This window comes from Nonomuraea montanisoli, from assembly GCF_013363975.1.
In the GTDB taxonomy this organism is placed as follows: domain Bacteria; phylum Actinomycetota; class Actinomycetes; order Streptosporangiales; family Streptosporangiaceae; genus Nonomuraea; species Nonomuraea montanisoli.
Genome location: NZ_JABWGN010000008.1, coordinates 62879 through 85040, shown reverse-complemented (window position 1 = coordinate 85040; position 22162 = coordinate 62879). Strand labels below are relative to the sequence as shown.

Here is a 22162-nt window from a genome sequence, read left to right as displayed (position 1 = left end):
CGGGCGTCAGGGGGTGACGACGGCGAGCTTGTCGACGTAGTCCAGGGTGGCCCACAGGTTGTCGTCGGAGCCGACGGCGAGCTGGAACGGCCCCGCGATCGAGGTCGTGGTCGGGTACTCGCTGACCGTCCCGGAGGTGGTCACGCTGGCGATGTTGCTGCCGACCTGCTCGGCGAACCACAGGTTGTCGTCCGGCCCGAGCGTGATGCCCCACGGGAAGCTGTCGGGGTCGCCGACGGCGTACTCGGTGAAGCTGCCGGAGGTGGTCACCTTGCCGACCCGGCCGGCTCCGTCGGTGTACCAGAGGTTGCCGTCGGGGCCGGTGACGATGCCGATCGGCATCGCGTCGTTGCTCGGGGCGCCGTACTCGGTCACCGTCCCGGTGGTGGTCATCTTGGCCACGCTCTGGGCCAGCGCCTGGGTGAACCAGAGCTTGCCGTCCGGGCCCGTGGTGATCAGGCAGGGGTACGCGCCGGAGGTCGGCAGGCTGTACTCGGTGATGCTGCCGCCGGTGGTGATGCGGCCGATCTTGTTGGCGTCGATCTCGGTGAACCACAGGGCGTCGTCGGGGCCGACGGTGATGCCCCAGGGATAGGCGTTCTCGGTGGGCAGCTCGTACTCGGTGATCGTGCCGGAGGTGGTGATGCGGCCGATCCGGTTGCCGATCGCCTCGGTGAACCACAGCGCGCCGTCCGGGCCGGTGGTGATGTGCGCCGGCTCGGAGACCGCGTTGGGCAGCGAGTACTCGGTGAACAGCCCGCCGGTGGTGACCTTGGCGACCTTGTTGGCGTAGTTCTCGGTGAACCACAGGTTGTCGTCCGGCCCGCTGGTGATGCCGACCGGCGTGGCCGGGTTCGTCGGGATGGAGATCTCGCTCATCGACGGCGTGCGCAGGGCGTGCGCGCGCCGCTCGGCGCGCGGGTTGGGGTTGGCCGGCGGGTACTTGCACCGGATGTGCCGATGCCCCGGCATGCGCTTGAGCGTCAGGCACAGCTTGACCCACGGGCGCAGGTGCGTGTTCTGGCTCGGCGGGTCGGCCGAGGCGGAGGCGGAAGCGGGCAGGCCGGACGCGGCGAGCAGCGCCAGGGCCGCGAGCGGGGAGGCGACGAATCGACTGCGGAAAGGCATGACATCCTTCCAGATCGAAGAGAGAGAATGCGGGGCTGCGGACAGGACAGTCGCGTGGTGACGAGCCGTCCCGCCGGCGGCCCGCGGCCGGGAAAGAATTCCGCCCGGCGTTCCGAATGATCCTGTGCGCGTCACGGCGCCCTGGCGGCCTTTTCGCCAGTGGCGGGTCACGTCTCCCTCAATTCATCGGCTGAACGGCCCGCGATGTGGTCAGGCCACCGAATGGGTGATGGTCCCCGTGTAGAGGCCCGAGATCGCGCCCGCCGGAACGCTGACGACGATCGTGGGCTGCCAGCTCGTGGAGGCGTTGGTCGGGCCCTTGCTCCCCCGGAACGCGATCACCGGCACGGTCAGGGCGACGCGCTGCGCGGCCGTGGCCTGTCCGGGGGTGCGGGTGCCGGTGCCGGTCTGCGAGGTGACCGGGCCGGACCAGTAGGCGATGTTGGCCTTCGTGATGGTCTCGAGGCCGGAGCCGCTGCCGGTGGTGAAGTCCGTGGCGGACACGGTCGCGGTCCAGCTGCGGTTGCCCGAGCGGGTGTCGTTGACGGTGACCGTGCCGAGGGAGGCGCTGATGCTGCCGCCCCGGCTGCCGGTGCCCAGATCGGCGTTGCCGGGCACGATGATCTCCAGCGGGAACACGTGCGCCGCGACCGTCACGTGGACGGCCATGCTCACGTCGGCCTGGGCGCCGGGAACGGCCGGTCCGTGCGCCAGGGCGACGGGGATCATCAGCGCGTGGATGACGGCGGCCGCTTTCCTCACGTGGCGACTCCTCGGGTCTCTCGTCCGGCGGGGCTGGAAAGGCCGAAGGAATCGTAGATCGAAAACGGTGCGACAGGTCGGCGGGCCGTGTTTTCCGGCGGCAAATTCCCCGCCAACGCATCACATGCGCGAGGTGGCGGCCGGAGAATTGGGTATCGCCCTTCATTCGGTCGCCGATCGCCCGGGAATCGCCTTTCGAAGCACCCGGACGACCTTTTTCCGAGAACCGTCAGATCACGGCAAAAAGTCGCCAGTCACCGCGTGGGGTCACGTTCCGGACTCTCCGGTCACACCCACTATGACTCCGTGTGTCGGGCCCCGCGGTCTGGGGCGCTTCTTCGAAGGGATCGGCAGTGTTCAAGAGCCGTTACGGTGCCCTGTGTGCCGCCGCCGCCGTGGTGACCGTCGCCACGGTGGCCGCGCAGCCCGCCCGGGCCGATACCTGTGCCGCGTCGACGACGTGTTCCACGACGGTGCTCTTCACCGTGAGCTCAGGCGCCGGCCTGCAGATCACCGTGCCCGACGGCCCGGTCAGCGTCGGCACCGGCTCGCCGGGCGGCAGCATCAGCGGGGGCATCGGCACGGTGAACGTGACAGACGCGCGGACCGCGCTCACGGCCACCTGGGTGGCGCAGGTGTCGGCCACCGACTTCACCACCGGCGGCGGCACGCCCGCCGAGACGATCGCCAACAGCAGGATCAGCTACTGGTCCGGCCCCGCGACCGCCACCACCGGTACGGGCACCTTCGTCCCCGGCCAGACCAACGCCGCCTCGGCGGTCGTGCTGGACCAGGTCCGCGTCGCGTTCAGCAAGACCACCGGATCGGGCAACAACTCCGCCTCCTGGGCGCCGACCATCGTGGTCGACGTCCCGGCCCAGGCGGTCGCCGGCACCTACACCGGGACGGTGAGACACTCCGTTGCCTAGCCGCCCCCTCTTCCGAGCAGCGCTGGCCACCCTCCTCGCGCTCGCCTCGCTCGGGACGTGGGCGACGCCGCCGGCCACCGCGGCCGGCCGCGGGAGCGCGGGTGACAACGACGCGGCGGGCGAGAGCACCATCGGCATCAGGCTTGTCGAGGTGCCCGCCAGCCGCGTCGCCGACCCGCGCGCCCAGCGCTACATCGTCGACCACGTCAATCCCGGCACCACCTTCAGCAGGCGCTTCGAGGTCGTCACCAACGCGACCCGGCCCGTCCGCGCGCGGCTGTACACGGGCGCCGCCGGCATCGAGAAGGGCCGCTTCACCTTCGCGCCCTTCGGCACCACGAACGAGCTCAGTTCGTGGATCACCCTGGACCGCTCCAGAGTGCGACTCGGACCCGGCGGCCGCGCGGAGGTGAAGGCCACCGTCCGCGTGCCGGACAAGGCCACGGAGGGCGAGCGGTACGCCGTCATCTGGGCGGAGGTCGCCTCCTCCGACCCCGGCCCGAAGGGCAACGTCGCCCTGGTCAACCGGGTCGGCATCCGCGCGTACCTGGACGTCGGCCCCGGCGGGGAGCTGCCGTCCGACTTCGAGATCGGCGAGATCGTCCCGCGCAGGACCGAGGAGGGGCGGCCGTCGATCGTGGCGGACGTCGCCAACACCGGCCACCGGGCCGTCGACCTCGAAGGGCAGGTGGCGCTGTCCGGCGGGCCGAGCGGGCTGAGCGCGGGGCCGTTCCCCATCGAGCGCGGCACGACCCTGGCGCCCGGCGACCGCGGCCGCATCACCGTGACCCTCGGCGAGGACCTGCCGAACGGCCCGTGGCAGTTCCGGATCATGCTGCGCAGCGGCGAGATCAGGCGGACCGCGACGGGCAGCCTGTCGTTCCCGGCTCAGGCCGGCGCCATCGGTCTGGCCGCCAGCCTGGACTCCCCGCTGGCGTGGGGGCTGGCCGCGGCGGGAGCGCTGGCGATCCTCGCCATTGGCGCCGCCCTCCTGGTCCGCCGGCACCTGAGACGCCGCCGGACGCCCGCCTGAGGCGGGGAGGCGGGCCGTGGATCCCCCTTGTCCGGGTCAAGGGGGATCGTCATGCGTCGCGGGTCGAGGCGCCCGGCGACCTCTGACGTCCCGCGGCCGGGCCCGCTCATCCGAGGAACGGTTCCAGCCGGTCGGCGCAGGGCGCGTGGCCGATCGCGCGGCACAGCCCCAGGGCCTGCCCGGCCGCCCGCCCCGCTTCCGCGCGGTCGCCCCGGCCGCCGTGGAGCGCGGCCAGCGCCGTCAGGGCCGCGAGTTCGGGCAGGCGGTAGCCGCCGGCGTGGGCCGTGTCGCGCGCGGCCAGGCCGACCCGGACCGCGCCGTCCAGGTCGTCGCGGGCGGCGTGCAGCCGGGCGCGGGCGACCAGGGCGTAGCTCTGGTGCCACCGCAGGCTCGCCGCGCCGATGAACGCGTCGGCCAGGCCGAGACTCCCGTCCGCCTCGGCGAGGAGGCCGAGGCGGATCTCGGTGTCGGCCAGCGCGATCAGGGCCGCCGCCTCCACGAGCCGGTCCCCCTGGTCGCGGGCGAGGTCCAGGCCGCGGCGCGCGGCCGTGCGGGCGGCCGTCCACCGCCCGGTCTCCCAGTACAACCGGCTGAGCCAGGTGTGCGCGTTGGCCGCGCCGGCCGCGCCCAGCGCGTCGAACCGGGCGAACGCCTCCGCCAGGGTGGCCTCGGCCTCGTCATAGCGGCCCAGGTCGATCAAGATGGAACCGAGGTCGCGCAGGTCGATCGCCTCCGCGTAGGCCAGTCCGTGCTCGCGGCTCAGGCCGAGCGCCTCCCGCCGGCAGCGTTCCGCCTCCTCCAGCTGGCCCAGGTGGTGGTACTGCATGCCGAGCCTGTTGAGGGTGCGGGAGCGCCCGGCGACCGAGCCGAGCTCGGCGAACAGGCCGGCCGCCCGGCGGTTGTGGACGATGGCCTGTTCGAGGCGGCCGGTCCATTCCAGGGCGAAGCTCAGGCTCGCCCAGGACTCGGCCTCGCCCTCCCCCCATCCGCACGCGGTGGCGATGCCGGCGGCCCGTTCCAGATGGTGGACGGCCTCCTCGCGGCGTACGGCGCGGAACAGGCCCTTGCCCATCCCGTGGTGCAGCATGGCCCGCACCGCGGGCAGGTCCGCGCTCTCGGCGGCGGCGAGCAGGGCCGGCGCGATCTCCAGCCACTCGCCGTGCCGGCCGGTGCTGTCGCAGATGATCCACACCTGCTCGGCCAGCCGCCAGGTCCCGGGGCCGGGATCGCGGCGGACGGCCTGGGCCAGCGCGGCCAGCAGGGTGGAGACCTCCTCGGCGGCGGGCGGGACCCGGGGGCCGGCCGCCGGCGGGGCGTGCCCAGGCAGCCGGATCTCGTCGGGGGCGCACCAGGCCGCGATGGCGTCGCCCAGGCGGAGGTAGTAGCCGGTCAGGCGGCTCCAGGCGGCCTCGCGCTCGGGGTCGCCGGCGGCTTCCGCGCCGGCGTAGAGCCGTACCAGGTCGTGCAGCCTGAACCGGTCGGCGCGATGGTGCTCGACGAGGTGGGCCACGGCCAGGGCCTTGAGCGCGGCGCGGGCCTCGGCGGGCGGGAGGCCGGCGGCCGCGGCCGCCGCCTCGACGGTGAAGTCCGGCCCCGGTACGAGCCCGAGCAGGCGGAAGACGCGCCGGTCGGCCGCGGGCAGGGCGCGGTAGGAGACGGAGAAGGCGAGCGTGACGGGGTTATGACCGGTCCCGTCGACGGTCAGGCCGGTCAGCGGGTCTTCCGCGGTCAGCTCGTTCACCACCGCCGCGGTCCCGTTCCAGGGGGTGGCGGCGTTGGCCGCGGCGATGCGCAGCGCGAGCGGGAGGCCGCCGCAGAGCCGGACGAGGTCGGCCCGGGCCGCCGCTTCGGCCGGGTCCCCGGCCGGGCCGAGCATGCCGTCCACCAGGAGGATGCCGTCCTGTTCGGGCAGGGCGCCGAGCGAGCGCTGCCCGGCGCCCGCGCGCGCCACCAGCTCGCCCAGGCGGTGCCGGCTCGTCACCAGCGCCGCCCCGGACGGCGGCAGCAGCGGGGCGACCTGCTCGGCCGAGCGGGCGTTGTCCAGGAGCAGCAGGACCGCGCGGTCGGCGAGCAGCGAGCGGTAGAGGCCGAGCCGCGCGTCGAAGCCGCCGGGCGTGCGTCCGGGATCGGCGCCGAGGGAGAGCAGCAGCCGCGCCAGCGCCGCCGCGGCGGTCAGCGGCTCGTGTTCGGGGTCGTACCCGCGCAGGTCGACGTAGAGCTGGCCGCCGGGGAAGCGGCTCTTCGCCCGGTGGGCCCAGTGCAGGGCCAGCGCCGTCTTGCCCATCCCGGCCGTCCCGCTGAGCACGCACACCGCGCCGCCGGTGTCGAGGGCGGCGTCCAGCCACGCCAGCTCCCGCTCGCGCCCGGCGAAGCCGCGGATGTCGCGGGGCAGTTCGGCGGGACGCGGCGGGCGCGCGGCCCGGGGCGCCTGTTCCGCCTCTTCGGTCAGGAGCCGCTGGTGGAGCTGCCGCAGCGGCAGGCCGGGCTCGATGCCGAGCTCGTCGATCAGCCGTCTCCTGGTGTCCCTGAAGACCGCCAGCGCCTCGGAGCGGCGCTCGCACCGGTGCAGCGCCAGCATGAGCTGGCCCTGCAGGCGCTCGCGCAGGGCGTGCTCGGCCGCCGCCGCCCGCAGCTCGTCCACGATGTCACCGTGGCGTCCCAGCTCCAGCTCGGTGTCGAACAGCTCCTCCAGGGCGCCGATCCGGCGCTCCTCCAGCCCGGGGCGTTCCTGCTCGGCCAGCGTCTCGCTGGTCCCGGCCAGCGCGGACCCGCGCCACAGGGCGGCCGCCGCGCGCAGGTGCCGCGCCGCGGCCTCGGGGCGTCCGCCGTCCACGTCCTCGCGGGCGGCGGCCCGGTGCCGTTCGAACACCTCCAGGTCGATCTCGCCCGTGGCGGTGTGGATGCGGTAGCCCGGGCCGACGCGGCTGATCCGTTCCCTGCCCAGCAGGGTCCTCAGCTCGTGGACGTAGACCTGTAGGCGGGCGGCGGCGGTCCGCGGCGCGCGCTCGCCCCACACCAGGAACGTCAGCCGGCCGTCCGACACCGTGCGGTTCGCGTTCAGCAGCAGCGCGGCCAGCACCGTGAGCCGCTTCGGCCCTCCCAGCCCGATCGGACCCGCCGGCCCCTCCGCCGAGACCGGCCCCAGGATCCGATAGCGCACTCTTCTCCCGCCCCTCTCGCCACCATGCTACGCAGAATCGATCTTCGCGTCCTCGGAGCGGCGGAAGCAGGAGGGAAGAAAAGCGGAAGAGCGGCCCCGTAGCCTCCTCCGGCATCGGCCCCCCCGCCCCGCCCAGGAAGAGAGGTGGCTCTCCGCCCCGCTGAAGGACGTCACGCCCGCCGCCCCACCGCCCCACCGGTCCCCGTCGAGAAGGACGTCATTGACCGATCACTGAAAGCAGTCACACCCACCACCCGCAGGTCGGGGGCGTGGTGGGTGCGCGTCGTCCGCGTGGTACATCCGCCGTGGCTCGGGTACGGGTCGGTATGTCGGGTGCCGCGGGGTATCTCCGAGTCTTGGAGTGGAGGCACTGATGGATCCGTCGACTCAGGAAACCGGTGCGGTCACGGGGACCAAGGACAAGGACTACAACCTCGTCTGGTTCGTCGAGCAGTGTCTGAGCAACACGCTGCGGCTGGAGACCTACGTCTCCGACGCCGAGCGGGACGGCGACACCGAGCTCGCGGACTTCTTCCGGAGGGCTCAGGGCGAGAGCCGCAAGGGCGCCGAGCAGGGCAAGGAGCACCTGCGCCGGCGGCTGGCCGGCTGACCGCGCGGCGGCCGGCCGCGCGGGCGCGGCCGCCTCACCAGGCGACCGGGAGGCGCCACGCGCCGTAGACGAGGGCGTTCTCGCGGAGCGGCACCTCCTCCGCCGGGACGGCGAGGCGCAGGGCGGGGAAGCGTTCGAACAGCGCGCGGAACCCGATGCGCATCTCCATCCGGGCGAGCTGCTGCCCGAAGCCCAGGTGGCGCCCGGCCCCGGCGCGGTCGAGCCGCAGCGTCCCCGGGTCGGGGAAGCGTGCGGGGTCGCGGTTGACCGCCGGCAGCGCCATCACCACGGTCTCGCCGGCGCGGATGAGGCTGCCGCCGATCTCGACGTCCTCCAGGGCGGCGCGGTTGGGCGCGCCGAGATGGAGGATCGTCAGGTAGCGCATCAGCTCCTCGACGGCGTTGTCGGTCAGCGTGGCGTCGGCGCGCAGGGCGGCGAGCTGGTCCGGGTGCCGCAGCAGGGCGAGGACGCCGAGGGAGAGCATGTTGGCGGTGGTCTCGTGCCCGGCGACCAGCAGGAGCAGGGCGATGTTGGCCAGCTCCTCGTCGGTCAGGTCACCGGCCGCGATCAGGTCGCCGAGCAGGTCGTCGGCCGGCTGGGCGCGCTTGCGGCGGACGAGCTCGCCCAGATATCCGGCCAGGGCGCCCAAGGCGTTCATGGCGCGGGTCTCGTCGTTGTCCATGTCGACGATCACAGCGGTCTGCGCCTCGAAGAAGGCGTGGTCGTCGTACGGGACGCCGAGCAGTTCGCAGATCACCAGGGAGGGGACGGGCAGCGCGAAGGCCGCCACGAGGTCGGCGGGCGGCCCGGCCGCCGCCATGGCGTCCAGCCGGTCGGCGACGATCTCGGTGATGCGGGGTTCGAGCCGCCTCATCCGGCGGACGGTGAACTGGCCGGTGAGCAGGCGCCGGTACCGGGTGTGGTCGGGCGGGTCCATGCTGGGGAACCAGCCGGGCGCGGGCGGCCGGTCGTGGCCGCCGGGGCGGACGTTCGGGCGGGCCAGAGGAGAGTGGCGCAGCTCCGGCCGGGCGCTGAAGCGGGAGTCGGCCAGGATCGCGCGGGCCAGGTCGTAGCCGGTGACGAGCCAGCCGACGTGCCCGTCGGGGAAGGCCAGGCGGGCCAGCGGCCGGGCGGCGCGCTGCCGCTCCAGCTCGGGCGGCGGGGCGAACGGGCTGCGGGGGTCGCGCCGGGTCGGCAGGGTCACGGGCTGCTCGTCGCGCACAGGTCGTCTCCTTTGAGAGTCCACTCTCATTTGAGAGTACATCTTCAATTCTCAGGATGCGGCAGAATGAGCGCATGAGCAACGGCGGCGGCCTGCGCGAGCGCAAGAAGGCCAGGACCAGGGAGGCGATCCTGCGCGAGGCGTTCCGCCTGTTCCGCGAGCGCGGCTACACCGCCACCACCACCGAGCAGATCGCCGAGGCCGCCGAGGTCTCCCCCGCCACGTTCTTCCGCTACTTCCCGACCAAGGAGGACCTGGTCACCCTCGACCGCTTCCCCCCGCTCGTGGAGGCGCTGGCGGCCGAGCCGCCGGGCGCGCCGGTCACCGTCCTGCGCCGCGCGTTCCGCACGGCCTTCGCCTCGCTCACGCCGGAGCAGATCGCCGCGGGGCACGCGCGGGAGGTGTTCGCGGTGACCGTCCCCGAGCTGATGGCGGCCAACCTGCGCAGGACGCCCGGCGTTCTGCGGGAGGTCGGCGGGCTCCTCGCGGAGAAGACGGGGCACGCCGCGGACGACCCCCGCATCCGCGACGCGCTCGGAGCGGTCTTCGGCGTCGTCGCCCTCGTCTGGTGGCAGTGGGCGCAGGACCCGGCCATGGACGGCCCCGCCGAGATCGACGAGGCGCTGGCGCGCCTGGAGTCCGGCCTCAACGGCTGAATGCCTTTTCAAGATTTCGATATTCGGCGATCCCCTTTTCCCGCCCCCGAATGGAACACCAACTTTGTCCGCATACGGACGTTGACAGCTGCACGCAATGCGTCGAGCCTGAGGGAACACGGGACCAATAGGGGGGTCACATGGCATCACGCGACGACGCCGTCGACCGTGTCCGCACCGCGCTGAGCTTCATCGACCAATGTCTCGAATCGCCGGAGCGGCAGGCCGAGCTCGAACGGCTGCAGACCTTCGAGGAGGTCCGCCGGTACGCCGCCGACGAGGGATTCGAGCTGGAGCACACCGCGTTCGCCGAGGCCATGAAGATCGCGGTCGACCAGTCGCTCGAACGCTCGGGAATCCCCGAATGGATTCGGCATCGCGTCCACGCGCCCGTGCATGACTGAACGGACCGGCCCGCCGCGGGTTTCCGGCACGGCGCTTCCGCCGGAATTCTTCCTGCGCGTCATGGACGACTATTACGCCGACCCCGAAGAGGTCCGCGCTTTCGCCCTCTCGGCCGATTTCGCGAAACCGTTCACCGGGTCATGGGCGGGCACGCATTCTCTGCAGCGCCATCCGCGGACCGCCGAGGTCTTCCACGAGCTCGCCCGCCGGACGGGCATTCCCGGAAAGCCGAACTGGGACGAGATAGAGCGGTCCCGGCTCTTCTGGGGCCGCCCGTCGGCGGGGGTGTTCGCGCTCCTCCTCGACGGGCAGCACGACGCGATCCACGCGCACAAGCGGACGGGGCGCTGGGCGGCGGTCTGCTATCTCAGCGCCTCGCGCGACTGCGAGGGCCGCGAAGGGCTGCGGTTGTTCCGCCACCGCCCGACCGGGGCCTTCTCCTGCGCTGGGGCGTCGCGCGAGCAGCTGCTGCGCTTCCGCGAGGACGCGGCGGACCCCGCCCTGTGGGACCTGGCTCACGTCATCGACATGCGCTTCAACAGGATGGTCCTGTTCGACGGGCAGTACTTCCACGCGGCCTCCGACGGGTTCGGCGGGGACGCCCGGACCGGGCGCCTGGCCCAGCTGTTCGCCATCGACTTCGCACTCTCCTAGAGAGATCATGGCCACACTCGATCTCGTGTTCCCGCCCCTGACCGGGGCGAACTACCCGTACCTGAGCACCGCGGTGCTCAAGGCGTACGTCCAGCAGGAGTCCCGGCACGAGGTCGGGCAGCTGGACCTGAACCTGCGCTACATCCGGCACCTGCTGACCCCGCGGGCCGTCCGCGAGCGGGTGACCACGGCCGAGACGACGGCCCGCGCGCTGGAGCGGCGCAGGCTCAGCGGCGGCGAGGCGTTCCACCTCCAGCACTGCCTCGACGTCGCCGGCCGGGGCCCGGTGGTCGCGGACCTGCTGCCGGCGGCGCTGCGGGCCGTCCGCTCGGCCGCCTCCGTCAACGACGCCGCGGAGATGGCCGTCGCCGACACCGTCATCGCCGAGGCCCTGTCCGCCGCCACCGTGGACCGCCCTCCCGACCAGCTCAACCTCGTCGACCCGGTCTTCGCCGCCTCCGCGGCCGACCCCCAGGGGCTGCGCGAGGCGCTCACCCGGGACGACTGCCCGTTCATGGCCGCCTACGACCGGCTCGTCGCCCCCGGCGAACTCCTGGGGGACGTCGTCGGGATCTCCGTCGTCTACCGCGGGCAGGTCCCTCCCGCGCTCGCCCTGGCCAGATGGCTCCGGCTGCGACGGCCGCGGGCGCGGATCCTGCTCGGCGGGCCGTTCTTCACCTCCCACCGCGACCGGCTCCGGCACCACCCATGGCTGTTCGACCTCATCGACGCGTTCGTCGTCTACGAGGGCGAACGGCCGCTCGTCTCCTACCTCGACCACCTGGACACCGGAGAACCTCTCGACGGCATCCCCGGGCTGATCTTCCGCCGGGACGGCGACGTGCGGCAGACCGGGATGCCCAGGCCCGTGGCCGCCAGGGACCTGCCGACGCCGGACTTCGACGGCCTCCCGCTCCACGACTACCTGATGCCCGCCCCCGTGCTGCCGCTGCTGGCCTCGCGGGGCTGCTACTGGAACTGCGCCTTCTGCACCCACCACCACATCTACGGCGACAGCTACCGGGTGCGCCCGGTGGAGCTCATCGGCCGTGACCTGGCCACGCTCGCCGAGAGACACGGCTGCCGGCACGTCTACTTCGTCGACGAGTCGATGTCGCCGAAGCTGCTGCGGCACATCTCCCGCGCCATCAAGGAGTCGGGAACGGACCTGCGGTGGGGGTGCGAGACCCGGATGGAGAGGTCCCTCACCCGCGAGGACTTCCGGCTCGCCCACGAATCCGGCTGCCGGGTGCTGTCGTTCGGGATGGAGTCCGCCAACCAGCGGGTCCTGGACCTCATGAACAAGGGGATCACGGTCGCCACGATCGAGCGGATCATCGGCGACTGCGCGGAGGTGGGGATCAGGGTGCACGTCATGTGCATCATCGGCTTCCCCGGCGAGACGGAGGAGGAGGCCCAGGAGACGATCGACTTCACCGCGGCCCACCGGTCGAGCATCGACCTGCTCGACTTCTCCGTCTTCTGCCTGAACCGGAACTCGCCCATCGAGCGGTCGCCCGAGACGTTCGGCGTCACCGCGATCCGGGACCTCGTCCCGGGCCACGACTTCGAGGAGCGGCTCGCGTACGAGGTGAAGGCCGGCCTGGACCGCTCCCGCGCCTACGACGTCTGGGAGCGGGCGGTGGCGTCGGAGCACTTCGCCGCCATCCGCTCCCGGTGCGGCCACGCCCAGCGCGAGCGCTTCCTGTTCGGCGACGACGTCCCCGCCGCTGTGGGGGCGGGCGAGCTGCGGGAGGCGGTGGCGCTCGGCCCGCCGCGCGCGCTGCCGGTCTGGCACGACGTCGCGGAGCTGCGTGAGCACTCCCGGGCGTTCGCCGCCCGGCGTGGCCGCGCGCTCAGCGTGGACGGCGTCGCCTTCTCCGAGAGCTGGCTGCTCCTCGGCTCCGGCCGCCGCCTGCGTCCCCGGGCCTCTCCCGGATACCTGGTGTTCCGGCCCTCCTCCTGGAGGGACGTCGAGCTGTCCGGGCCGCTCGTGTCGCTGGCGTCGTCCCTCGCGGCGGACCGGTCCCCGGCCGGGGTCGCGAAGCAGCTCGACGCGCTCCTGCGGCCGGCGGCGAGGCCGCCGGCCGAGGGGACCGTCCGTGAGAGAGCCGCCGATGAAAGAGCCGCCGCCGAGAGGGCCGCCGGTGAGGGAGGGCGGCCGGTCTGCTGACCCTGCGGCTCATCGGTCTCGGGCTCGTCGTGCACGAGACCGTCTACCTGTCCTCCCGGGGCTGGCGGCACTTCGCCGACGACGACGCCCCCGTCCTCGGACTGAGCCTGCCCGGGCCGGCACGGGTGGCGGCGCACGTCCTGTTCGTGGCGTGCGCCCTGCTGGCCGTCGTGGTCCCGGGGTGGCGCTGGACCCCGGCGCTCGCCCTCGCCGCGCTGTCCCTGGTGGCCGCGTCCTTCCCCAAGCGGCTGCCCAACCACTTCGCCGTGGCCTGGTTCATGCTGCTGGCCTTCACCGCCGACCGCGCCCTCGGCCTCTCTCCGGAGCACCGGGGCGGCCCCGGCGACCCGTACGCGCTGCGCCTGGTGCAGCAGTTCACGATCATCACGTATCTCGCCGCCGGCCTGCACAAGCTGAACCGCGACTACTTCGACCCGCGGCTGAGCTGCGGCAGCGGTCTCCTGACGGAGTACGCGCTCAGGCTGGGCGTCAGCCCGCGCCGGATGCCGCGGCGCCTGCCGGTGGCGCTGTCCGCCGGCGCGGTCGTGGCCGAGTTCGGCGCCGCCGCCGGGCTGGCGCTGGGCGTGCGCACGGTGTGGGTGATCGCCGCCGCCGTGGTCATGCACGCGATCTTCGGCTTCGCCGGTCATGCCCAGTTCTCGCTGATCATGCTCGGCGGGCTGCTGGCGTTCGTGGACGTCGAGTCGCTGTCGCCGCTGTCCCTGCCCGGGCTCTGCGCCCTGCTGGCCGGCTCCGGGGTCGTGGCCGCGACGCTGGGCGGGTTCCGCGGCTTCCGCCTGCGTCAGGTCGCGCTGCTCGACAACGTCGTCGTCGCCGGCGCCTGCCTGTGGTGCCTGCTCACCGTCCTCGGGCCGGGCGCCGGTGAGGCGCGCGGGACGTGGGCCGTGCCCTTCGCCCTGGCCCCGTACGTGACGTCGTGCCTGGTCCTGCTCTACCTGGTCAACTGCCTGGCGCCCTATCTCGGCCTCAAGTTCGACTTCAGCATGGCGATGTTCAGCAACCTGCGCCCGGACCGGCGCAGCCACTTCTTCCTGCCCATGCCGCGCCATGGCCTGATGCCGCGCTACTTCGAGATCTCGGGGCTGGGCGGCCCCGGGACGGACGGGCGGGCGGGGACGGCCGAGCTGCTCACGGAGCTCTTCCCGGACGTGTACACGCATCGCTACTCCGCCGGGTACGTCCACGCCGCCGTCCGGCGGCTGCGTCACCGGTTCGAGCCCGGCGCCGAGGTGTACCTGCGGTGCGTCGACTCCTCGACGCGGGAGGTGCACCGTCTTCCCGTCGGCCTCCCCGCCGGAGCCGCCCCCGGCTTCCTGCGGGGGCGCGAGCGGTTCAGCCTCTACCCCTACGCCCTTCCGCTCCGGCCTTCCCTGCCGCTGTGCTGCTGATCGTCCGCACCCTGACCGGAAGGCTGGACAAACCACCGGCGGCTCCGGATCATGATCCCGAACTCCCTCGTCACCACCACCCCCCGACGTGAGGATCCGAGGATGACCCGTTCCAGGGCCCTGCTCCCCATGGCCGCCGTGGCCGCGTCCGTGCTGCTGACCGGCGGCACCGCCCAGGCCGACGCGGACGTGCCGTTACCGTCGGCGATCTTCCGCGCCACGCACAACAGCTACTCCGGCGACATCGGCGGCGCCAGGAAGTCCCTGACCTACCAGCTCGACCACGGCGTCCGCTTCGTCGAGCTCGACGTCCACGACAACGGGTACGCGAGCGCGCGCGACTACGCCGTCGGCCACGACTCCCCCGGCAACCAGGTCGACCACGCCGGCAACCCGGCGTCGAACCTGCTGCGCGACTGGCTCGGCGTGGTCGACGCCTGGTCGGCGCAGCACCCCGCCGCCGCGCCGGTCGTCGTCATGCTCGACCTGAAGGACGACCTGACCGACAACCCGTCGTTCGCGGCCGGCAACCTCGCCGCGCTCAACCGGGAGCTCACCTCCGCCTTCGGCCCCCGCCTGCTGCGGGCCGAGGACTACCCGGCGAGCCCGCCGACGGTCGACGCGCTGCGGGGCCGCGTCCTGCCCCTGCTGTCCGGCGACGGGAAGAGCCGCGCGGAGTACAAGCGCGACCTCGGCCACAACCCGGCGATCGCGATCAACGCGAAAGGACAGGTCGTCGAGGTGCACGACTCGGGCGCGGGCGTGCTCTGGTACTGGACCGGCACCTACGCCGACGGCCGGGTGACCTGGCGGCGCCACGGAAGGTACGACACGGGCCAGACGCCCGCCGTCGCGCTGAACGACAACGGCGACCTGGTCGAGGTCCACCAGTCGCAGAGCACGACGACGCTGTGGTACCGCGTCGGCCGCCTCGACGCGGACGGCGAGATCACCTGGTCCTCCAGCCGGCAGTACGACAACGGCGTCCAGCCGACGGTCGCCTTCACCGACCCGGCCGGCACGCGGCTGCGCGAGATCCACCGCAGCCAGAGCAACAGCCAGAACTGGACGTGGGACGGCGTGCTGGACACCGGCGCCTCGGCGGTCTCGTGGACCGGGAACGCGAAGACCTCCGACGCCCGCTTCGACAAGACCACCTCGGTGCGCGGCACGTCGCGCGTGCGCGTGTGGACCGGCGCGGACGGCCCGACCCCGGCGCAGACCCTGCGCGTGGACACCGACCGGTTCGCCGGCGACCGCATCCGCTACCCGCAGACGGCCTTCGTCGAGTACCAGAAGGGCGACAGCTCCGAGCTCCAGCAGGGCGCCCTGTTCTACGGCGCGCCGGCGACCGAGTCGGCGTTCATCGTCTCGGCCCGGCAGGCGGGGCGGCTGGTGCGCGGCTGGGACTTCGACTCGGCCTCCCGGGCGACGACCCCGCTGGCCAACCACCCGGCGACCAACCACCCGTACGACGCCTGGTACGAGAATTTGCTCACCCAGTCCGGCGCCGTCCAGTGACGCCTGCCCCGGTCCGTCCGCGTGCTCGCGCGCGGTCCCGCCGTTCGCGGTAGCGTCGGGATCAGGATCTTCCAGGTCGGAGGTGATCACGGTGCGCACGGTCCCATGACGGCCCCATCCCGGGGCGTCACGGAGCCGAAAGGTGACCGTATGAGCAGGACCGACAAGACCCGCCCCTGGTGGGTGCGGATGGCCGACACGCCCATGGCGACCTGCGTGCCCGTGCACGACCATCGGTTCGGGCCGTGCACGCTGCCGGCCGAGGTCGACGCCGGCAGCGCCTCCCCGAGCCGCCGCGCCGGCGTCTGCCACTGGGGCTCCCCCGCCCACTACGTGCTCGGATGCCTCACCAGGGGCGGCAACCGGGAGTGGTACCACTTCCGGCGCGAGACGCGCCGCCGCAGCCGCCATCAGGTGCGCCGCGAGCTGCGCGCCTGGCGCGGCGAGGGCTGGGAGTCGCGGTGACGGAGAAGTGAAGGGGCGGTGCCCGCGCGTCGGCGGGCGCCGCCCCTTTCCTTACGGCAGGCCGGCTCCTTACGGGAGGCCGGCCGGATCAGCGTCGGCCGGAGCCCAGAAGCGAACCTCCCCAGGGGAGCCCGTCCGTGGGCCACAGCTCACGCTGCGACTTCTCGCGCAGGGTCTCGACCCGGCCGCCGACCGGGCAGCGGAAGCCCTGCGGGGGCACGGTCAGCGAGATCAGGTAGTCGTCGATCGGGACCGTGCTGCACTCGTCCTTGCCGTAGATGCGGTGGCCCCAGCCCTCGTACGTCATCAGTCGTGCCCTGGGGCCGAGCTGACGGGCCGCGGCGGCCGACCAGGAGTACGGGGTGGACGGGTCGTGCAGGGAGTTGCCCAGCAGGATCGGCGCGCTGCCCGTGTACCGCAGCCGGTGCTGCGGGTTGGTGGTGGGGTGGTTCAGGCAGACGGGCAGGTCCTCCATGGGCATCGGGTTGAAACGCATGTCCGGGGCGCGGCGGTTGGAGCTGCGCAGCAGCGCGGCGTACTCCCGGTAGCTGCGCACCGGCAGCCGGTAGTCCTGGCAGAGGATCGCGGTGGGGAGCTGGGCGACGTCCCCGGAGACGGGGCCGCGGCCGGGCAGCGGAGGCACCCACGACGGCGGCTCCCCGCCGTCCAGGGCGCGCAGGATCTCGCTCAGGAGCTGCCAGGCGGGCCCCTCGGTGCCCACGATGCCCAGCCACAGGACCTGGACCTCGGTCATCGGGCGGTCGGTGACGCCCGGGTAGTACAGCTTGCCGCTGCGCGCCCTGGCCAGGATCCGCTCCCACACGGCCCGGACGTCCTTGCCGTGCAGGGCGCAGGCGGTGTCCTGGGCGCACCAGCCGGCGAACTCGTCGAAGGCGTCCTCGACGGCCGCGGCCTCGGAGTCGAGGAACGCCTTGACGCCGAGGCTGTGGTCCATGTTGCTGTCCAGGGCCATGGCGCGGATCCGGTCCGGGAACAGCTCGGCGTACATCTGGCCGATCAGCGTGCCGTAGGAGATCCCGTAGTAGGTGAGCTTCTCCTCGCCCAGCGCGGCGCGCAGGGCGTCCACGTCGCGCGCGACGTGGACCGAGTCCACGTGGTCGTACAGCGGTCCGGTACGGGCCCGGCAGTCGGCGCGCAACCGCCTGGCGTAGGCGCTCCACCGGGCGAAGTCGGCCTGGCTCCTCATGACGGCGTACGGCATCTGGTTGAACACCGACGCCGAGCAGATCACCGGGTGGCTGCGGCCGACGCCGCGCGGGTCGAAGCCGACGATGTCGAAGCGCCTCTGCAGCTCCTCGGTGAAGAAGCCGGGAGCGCCGTAGGCGGCCTCCACGCCCGAACCGCCGGGACCGCCCGGGTTGATCACCAGGGATCCGACGCGGGCCGCGGGATCGGTGGCCTTGCGGCGGGCGACGGCCAGGTCGATGGTGGGCCCGTTCGGACGCGACCAGTCGATCGGCACCGCCAGCTTGCCGCACTCGGCGGACGGCTCCTCCTCGCAGGGCGCCCAGGCGATGCGGCCCTTCCCGGGCGCCGGGCTGGGGCTGCCGCTCGGACTCGCGCTCGGACTCGCGCTCGGACTCGCTGAGGGCGTGGACGTCGGGCTCGAAGTCGGTGTGGCCGCGGCTCCCTCTCCGGAGCCCGCCGCGGCGGCCGACGACACAGGTAACAGCGTCGCCATCGCCACGAAGGCGGCGGCGAGCAGAGAGGATCTTCCTCGCATGGTGCTCCCATCGTCGATCGGCCGGGCCCCGTGGCGACTCCGACAGGATGACCTCGACGAATCGACGGCAGCACGATACAACGGCGACGGCTCGAAGATCCTGACAACGGCAGTGAAGATCGCCGCCGTCAGGAGGGTCCCCTGACCAGCCGCCGGATCGAGTAGAACAGCGCGATGCCCAGGTAGAGCAGGGGCCACAGGAGGTACACCCACGACTGGATCCACAGCGCGAGGGGCGCGGAGACGCCGAACACGGCGCCCGGCAGCGCGGCCTTCACCCAGATGCCGTCGAACAGCGCTTCGGGGGTGTCCTCGCGCATGAGCCCGGCCCGCCTGGCGTGCAGGGTGAGCCACAGGCTGGACGCGCCGATCAGGGCCATGACGAGCGAGTACAGGGCGATGCCCGACCCGTCCTCCGCGCTCTCCAGCGTCTTGCTCGACCAGGGCACCAGGACCAGCGCGAACAGCGTGACCAGGTTGATGACCAGCAGCAGCGTGTCGGTGGCGGCCATGAACCGGAAGAGCTTGTGGTGGGCGAGCCACGTGCCGCCGACCACGAGGAAGGCCAGCAGGAAGGCGATGTACTCGTCGCGATGCTCGCCGAAGGACGCCACGAACTCCGGCAGGCGCGTCCCCTCCGGCACGGGCAGTTCCAGGGCCAGCAGGGTCATCGCGATCGCGATCACCGCGTCGGAGAAGAACGCCACTCGTTCGACGGCCGCGGGGCTGGTCTCCTTGTCAGCCATGGGCCGGACCGCCGAGGTGCGCGGCGCGCCGAGTGAGGTCGTACGACACGGGTTCCTCCGATTTCCCCGAACGGCCGGGCGGGGCCCGGCCCGAGCGATGGCTCCGGGCACCAAGGATCGGCGCGGGCGTCCTCCGGAACAACGACAGAAAAAGCAACGGTGCGTTTAGCGGAACTCAACGATGGCGGGCCCCGGTGGCGTCACGCATGCCGGGGAACCTGCAGACTCGCGCCGATATCCCGGGGAAAAGCCCCGTTTGCGGTGAGTGGTCAATGCGAGTCAGACATCCTCGCTATGGTGCTGATGATCCATCTGCCGTCACAGGAGTGCCATGCCGCGAGCCGAACCTCTCCGGGAGGACGATCCCGCGGCCGTGGGGCCCTACCGGCTCCTCGGCCGTCTCGGCGCGGGCGGGCAGGGCGTCGTCTATCTCGCGTCGGGACGCGACGGCGGGCCGGTCGCGGTCAAGGTCCTGCGGGAAGGGCAGGCCGACGGGCGCTTCCTCAAGGAGGTCGACGCCGCCCGCCGGGTGGAGCCGTTCTGCATCGCGCAGGTGCTCGACGCGTCGCCGGGCGGCCGGCCGTACATCGTGACGGAGTACGTCGACGGCCCCTCGCTCCAGCAGGCGGGCCGCCACGCCGGCGCCGACCTGCAACGGCTCGCGGTCGCGACCGCGACCGCGCTGGCGGCCATCCACCAGGCGGGCATCGTGCACCGCGACTTCAAGCCCGCCAACGTGCTGCTGGGACACGGCGGGCCCCGGGTGATCGACTTCGGGATCGCCCGGTCCGCCGAGGCGGGGCCGGCCGGAGCCAGCGGCATCGTGGGGACGCCCGCTTACATGGCGCCCGAGCAGCTCGCCGGGACGGCGGTCGGGCCCGCCGCCGACGTGTTCGCCTGGGGTTCGGCGATGGTGTTCGCGGCGACCGGGTCGCCGCCGTTCGGCGAGGACACGCTGCCCGCCGTGATCAACCGGATCCTGCACAACGAGCCGCAGCTCGGCGAGCTGCCGCAGCCGTTACGCGCGCTCGTGCTCGACTGCCTGGCCAAGGATCCGGCGCGCCGCCCGTCCATGCAGCAGGTGCTGCTGCGCCTGCTGGGCGGCCAGGCGGTCGCCCCCGCCGACCCCGGGCACGCCGCAGCGAGCCGGACGACCGACCGCGGGCATGCCGCGGCGAGCCGGGCGGCCGATCCCGGGCACGGCGAGCCGGTCACCTCTCCCGGGAGGCCGGGGCGCCGGAGAGGCAGGGGGCGGCGGGTCGCCGGGGCCGCGGCCGTGGCGCTGACGGTGGCGGGGAGCGTCGCCTGGGCCGCCATGAACGGCTGGGTCATCGAGCGGCGGCCCGTTCCCACCGAGGCCCTCGCGATCTCCACCAACGCGACACCCGCCGCGACGGCGCCCCACAAGCGCGCGAAGCGGACACGCAAGCCGTCCACCCCCCGACCGGCCCGGACGTCCACCTCCCGGCCGACGCGGCAGCCGACCGTCGAGGCGTCCCGGCAGCCGACGCGCGAACCCACCTCGACGGCTCCCTCGGCGAGACCCACCCGGTCCACCGGCCCGAGCGGCGGCGGGTCGTTCAAGGTCCTCTCGATCCGCGCCCAGAGCCCCGGGATGGACACCGCCCGCAACTGTCACATCAACGACACCAACACCTTCGGCGTCGTGGAGGGGACCAAGTTGGCCACCACGTTCCGCTACGAATGGGTCCTCGACGGCCGGGTCAAGGAGCGTTCGGAGGGCCCCATCGCGGAGTCCCACACCCACCAGCTCGTCGGCCCGCTCGTCAAGGAGGAAGGGCCGCACACCGTCATCCTGCGCGTGACCGGGCCCACCACCTCGTCGAGGACGCTCAGGTTCACCATCTGCCCGGACGACGACCAGTGACGGCCCCGCCGCTCCGGCCCGAGGATCCCGCGGCCGTCGGCCCCTACCGCCTGCTCGGACGGCTGGGGGCGGGCGGACAGGGCGTGGTCTACCTGGCCCAGGCGCCCGACGGGCGGCGGGTCGCCGTCAAGGTCCTGCGGGACGGGCCGGCGGGTGACGACCACCGCTTCGCCAAGGAGATCGACGCGGCGCGGCGGGTGGAGCCGTTCTGCATCGCCCAGGTGCTCGACGCGTCGCTGGGCGGCCGGCCGTACATCGTGACGGAGTACGTCGAAGGGCCCTCGCTCCAGCAGGCGGGCCGCCACGGCGGCGCCGACCTGCAACGGCTCGCGGTCGCGACCGCGACCGCGCTGGCCGCGATCCATCGCGCCGGGGTGGTGCACCGCGACTTCAAGCCGGCCAACGTCCTGCTCGGCCGCGACGGCCCGCGCGTCATCGACTTCGGCATCGCCCGTACGGCCGGCCAGTCGCTGACCGTGACGAGCAGCGTCGTCGGCACGCCCGCCTACATGGCTCCGGAGCAGCTCGCCGGAGCGCCGGTCGGTCCGGCGGCGGACGTCTTCGCCTGGGCGTCGGTGATCGTGTTCGCCGCGACCGGGTCGCCGCCGTTCGGCGAGGACTCGCTGCCCGCGGTGATCCGCCGCATCCTGCACGACGAGCCGTCGCTGGGCGGCCTTCCCGCGCCGCTGCGCCCCATCGTGCTCGCCTGCCTGGCCAAGGACCCTTCCGCCCGGCCCGCCATGCAGGACGTGCTGCTCTGGCTCATCGGCGCCCGGCCCGCCCCTCCCGCCGGCCCGGCGGCGGGACGTCACGCTCCCGCACATCCCGCGGCGGGACATCACGCTCCCGATCACCCCGCGCCGGGACATCACGCTCCCACGCATCCCGCAGCGGGACGTCACGACGGTACGGCGGCGACCCGTGGCGAGGGCCCCCGGCCCGGCAGGGCGATCCTGGCGGGCGCGGGGGCCCTGGCGGTGTCCGCCGCCCTGGTGGCCGGGGCGATCATCTGGATGCCCGCTCCGGCGACGACCGCGTCCCCTGCCCGCCCCTCCGGGGCCACGACGTCCGGGAGCGCCACGGCCGGGACGAAGGACCCGACGGCCACGAAGACCGGCCCCACCCGGACCGGCCGCCCGAAGACCACTCCCACCCGGCGCCAGCCACTCCCCGAGTCGACCGCCGACCCGACCTCCGGCTCCAGGACCCCGAAGCCGGCCACCCCGAAGCCGACGACCACCAAGCCGGCCACCCCCGAGCCGACGGCCTCCCGGCAGCGGGCCACCCCCACGAGGAGCGCGACCGCGGCCGCGAGCGGCGGCGTCAGCCTGGTGTCCCTGACGCTGGACGGACTGAAGACGGACAAGGGCTGCTGGTCACCGAGTCTCTTCCCCGTCGCCGTGGTCAAGGGGCCGTCCGGGAAGCTGACGGAGTACGGCTACCGGTGGATCGTGGACGGCCAGGACGAGGGCTGGAAGACGGACTGGGTGAAGGGGACGGCCAAGAACCGGCGCAACCCGTTCGGCGCGTTCGAGCCGGGCCGGCACACCGTCGTCTTCCGCCTCCTCACCCCGGCCAAGGCCGCCAAGAGCACCAGCTTCACCGTGTGCGAGCGGTACTCCTGAGCCAGGCGGCGCGTGCCCGCCCCGGCCGTCCG

Annotated in this window: 19 protein-coding genes; 13 read left to right on the top strand and 6 right to left on the bottom strand. The window is 73.3% G+C overall.

What is annotated here, in order from left to right:
• Nucleotides 1-6: 6 nt before the first annotated feature.
• A complete protein-coding gene (locus HTZ77_RS21300; protein WP_175591408.1) occupies nucleotides 7-1128 on the bottom strand; it encodes a Vgb family protein in 1122 nt (373 codons plus the stop codon).
• A 210-nt stretch (nucleotides 1129-1338) separates the two neighbouring features.
• The gene (locus HTZ77_RS21295; RefSeq protein ID WP_175591407.1) at nucleotides 1339-1890 is read right to left on the bottom strand and encodes a hypothetical protein; all 552 of its coding nucleotides are present in this window, start codon (nucleotides 1888-1890) and stop codon (nucleotides 1339-1341) included.
• 353 nt (nucleotides 1891-2243) lie between these two features.
• Between HTZ77_RS21295 and HTZ77_RS21290 the strand changes: the two genes are divergently transcribed.
• A complete protein-coding gene (locus tag HTZ77_RS21290; RefSeq protein ID WP_175591406.1) occupies nucleotides 2244-2819 on the top strand; it encodes a hypothetical protein in 576 nt (191 codons plus the stop codon).
• Nucleotides 2812-3852 (top strand): hypothetical protein, encoded by a 1041-nt coding sequence (locus HTZ77_RS21285; protein WP_175591405.1) that lies wholly within the window; start codon nucleotides 2812-2814, stop codon nucleotides 3850-3852. Before HTZ77_RS21290 ends, HTZ77_RS21285 begins: the two co-directional genes overlap by 8 nt.
• Before the next feature lie 106 nt (nucleotides 3853-3958).
• On the opposite strand, the gene HTZ77_RS21280 is transcribed toward HTZ77_RS21285, so the two are convergent.
• Nucleotides 3959-7012: an AfsR/SARP family transcriptional regulator gene (locus HTZ77_RS21280; protein ID WP_175591404.1), complete on the bottom strand. Its 3054-nt coding sequence runs from the start codon at nucleotides 7010-7012 to the stop codon at nucleotides 3959-3961.
• 373 nt (nucleotides 7013-7385) lie between these two features.
• On the opposite strand from HTZ77_RS21280, the gene HTZ77_RS21275 reads away from it, so the two are divergent.
• Entirely contained in the window at nucleotides 7386-7622 is a 237-nt protein-coding gene (locus tag HTZ77_RS21275) for a hypothetical protein (RefSeq protein WP_175591403.1), read from the top strand.
• Nucleotides 7623-7656: 34 nt separating this feature from the next.
• On the opposite strand, the gene HTZ77_RS21270 is transcribed toward HTZ77_RS21275, so the two are convergent.
• On the bottom strand, nucleotides 7657-8844 hold the full coding sequence (locus HTZ77_RS21270; RefSeq protein WP_328808680.1) for a cytochrome P450: 1188 nt from the start codon (nucleotides 8842-8844) through the stop codon (nucleotides 7657-7659).
• 74 nt (nucleotides 8845-8918) lie between these two features.
• On the opposite strand from HTZ77_RS21270, the gene HTZ77_RS21265 reads away from it, so the two are divergent.
• From HTZ77_RS21265 to HTZ77_RS21235, 7 genes are all read left to right on the top strand, one after another.
• On the top strand, nucleotides 8919-9500 hold the full coding sequence (locus HTZ77_RS21265) for a TetR family transcriptional regulator (RefSeq protein WP_175591401.1): 582 nt from the start codon (nucleotides 8919-8921) through the stop codon (nucleotides 9498-9500).
• A 140-nt stretch (nucleotides 9501-9640) separates the two neighbouring features.
• On the top strand, nucleotides 9641-9904 hold the full coding sequence (locus tag HTZ77_RS21260) for a hypothetical protein (protein ID WP_175591400.1): 264 nt from the start codon (nucleotides 9641-9643) through the stop codon (nucleotides 9902-9904).
• Entirely contained in the window at nucleotides 9897-10559 is a 663-nt protein-coding gene (locus tag HTZ77_RS21255) for a DUF6445 family protein (RefSeq protein ID WP_175591399.1), read from the top strand. The genes HTZ77_RS21260 and HTZ77_RS21255 overlap by 8 nt, the downstream gene beginning before the upstream one ends.
• 7 nt (nucleotides 10560-10566) lie before the next feature.
• Nucleotides 10567-12732, top strand: a complete 2166-nt coding sequence (locus HTZ77_RS21250) for a B12-binding domain-containing radical SAM protein (RefSeq protein ID WP_175591398.1) — start codon at nucleotides 10567-10569, stop codon at nucleotides 12730-12732.
• A gap of 29 nt (nucleotides 12733-12761) precedes the next feature.
• Nucleotides 12762-14141 (top strand): hypothetical protein, encoded by a 1380-nt coding sequence (locus tag HTZ77_RS21245; protein WP_175591397.1) that lies wholly within the window; start codon nucleotides 12762-12764, stop codon nucleotides 14139-14141.
• Between the two features lie 102 nt (nucleotides 14142-14243).
• On the top strand, nucleotides 14244-15662 hold the full coding sequence (locus tag HTZ77_RS21240) for a PI-PLC domain-containing protein (protein ID WP_175591396.1): 1419 nt from the start codon (nucleotides 14244-14246) through the stop codon (nucleotides 15660-15662).
• A 150-nt stretch (nucleotides 15663-15812) separates the two neighbouring features.
• The gene (locus HTZ77_RS21235) at nucleotides 15813-16127 is read left to right on the top strand and encodes a hypothetical protein (RefSeq protein WP_175591395.1); all 315 of its coding nucleotides are present in this window, start codon (nucleotides 15813-15815) and stop codon (nucleotides 16125-16127) included.
• A gap of 88 nt (nucleotides 16128-16215) precedes the next feature.
• Here the strand turns inward: HTZ77_RS21235 and HTZ77_RS21230 are convergent, their stop codons facing one another.
• On the bottom strand, nucleotides 16216-17610 hold the full coding sequence (locus HTZ77_RS21230; protein WP_205303009.1) for an alpha/beta fold hydrolase: 1395 nt from the start codon (nucleotides 17608-17610) through the stop codon (nucleotides 16216-16218).
• Nucleotides 17611-17662: 52 nt separating this feature from the next.
• Between HTZ77_RS21230 and HTZ77_RS45365 the strand changes: the two genes are divergently transcribed.
• The gene (locus tag HTZ77_RS45365) at nucleotides 17663-18016 is read left to right on the top strand and encodes a hypothetical protein (RefSeq protein ID WP_205303007.1); all 354 of its coding nucleotides are present in this window, start codon (nucleotides 17663-17665) and stop codon (nucleotides 18014-18016) included.
• On the opposite strand, the gene HTZ77_RS21225 is transcribed toward HTZ77_RS45365, so the two are convergent.
• Nucleotides 18000-18617, bottom strand: coding sequence for a TMEM175 family protein (locus HTZ77_RS21225; RefSeq protein ID WP_175591393.1), 618 nt, complete (start codon nucleotides 18615-18617; stop codon nucleotides 18000-18002). The two genes, HTZ77_RS45365 and HTZ77_RS21225, sit on opposite strands and share 17 nt — an antisense overlap.
• Nucleotides 18618-18948: 331 nt before the next feature.
• Between HTZ77_RS21225 and HTZ77_RS46420 the strand changes: the two genes are divergently transcribed.
• On the top strand, nucleotides 18949-20505 hold the full coding sequence (locus HTZ77_RS46420) for a serine/threonine protein kinase (protein ID WP_235994949.1): 1557 nt from the start codon (nucleotides 18949-18951) through the stop codon (nucleotides 20503-20505).
• Nucleotides 20502-22130, top strand: a complete 1629-nt coding sequence (locus HTZ77_RS46415; protein ID WP_328808679.1) for a serine/threonine protein kinase — start codon at nucleotides 20502-20504, stop codon at nucleotides 22128-22130. The genes HTZ77_RS46420 and HTZ77_RS46415 overlap by 4 nt, the downstream gene beginning before the upstream one ends.
• Nucleotides 22131-22162: the final 32 nt, after the last annotated feature.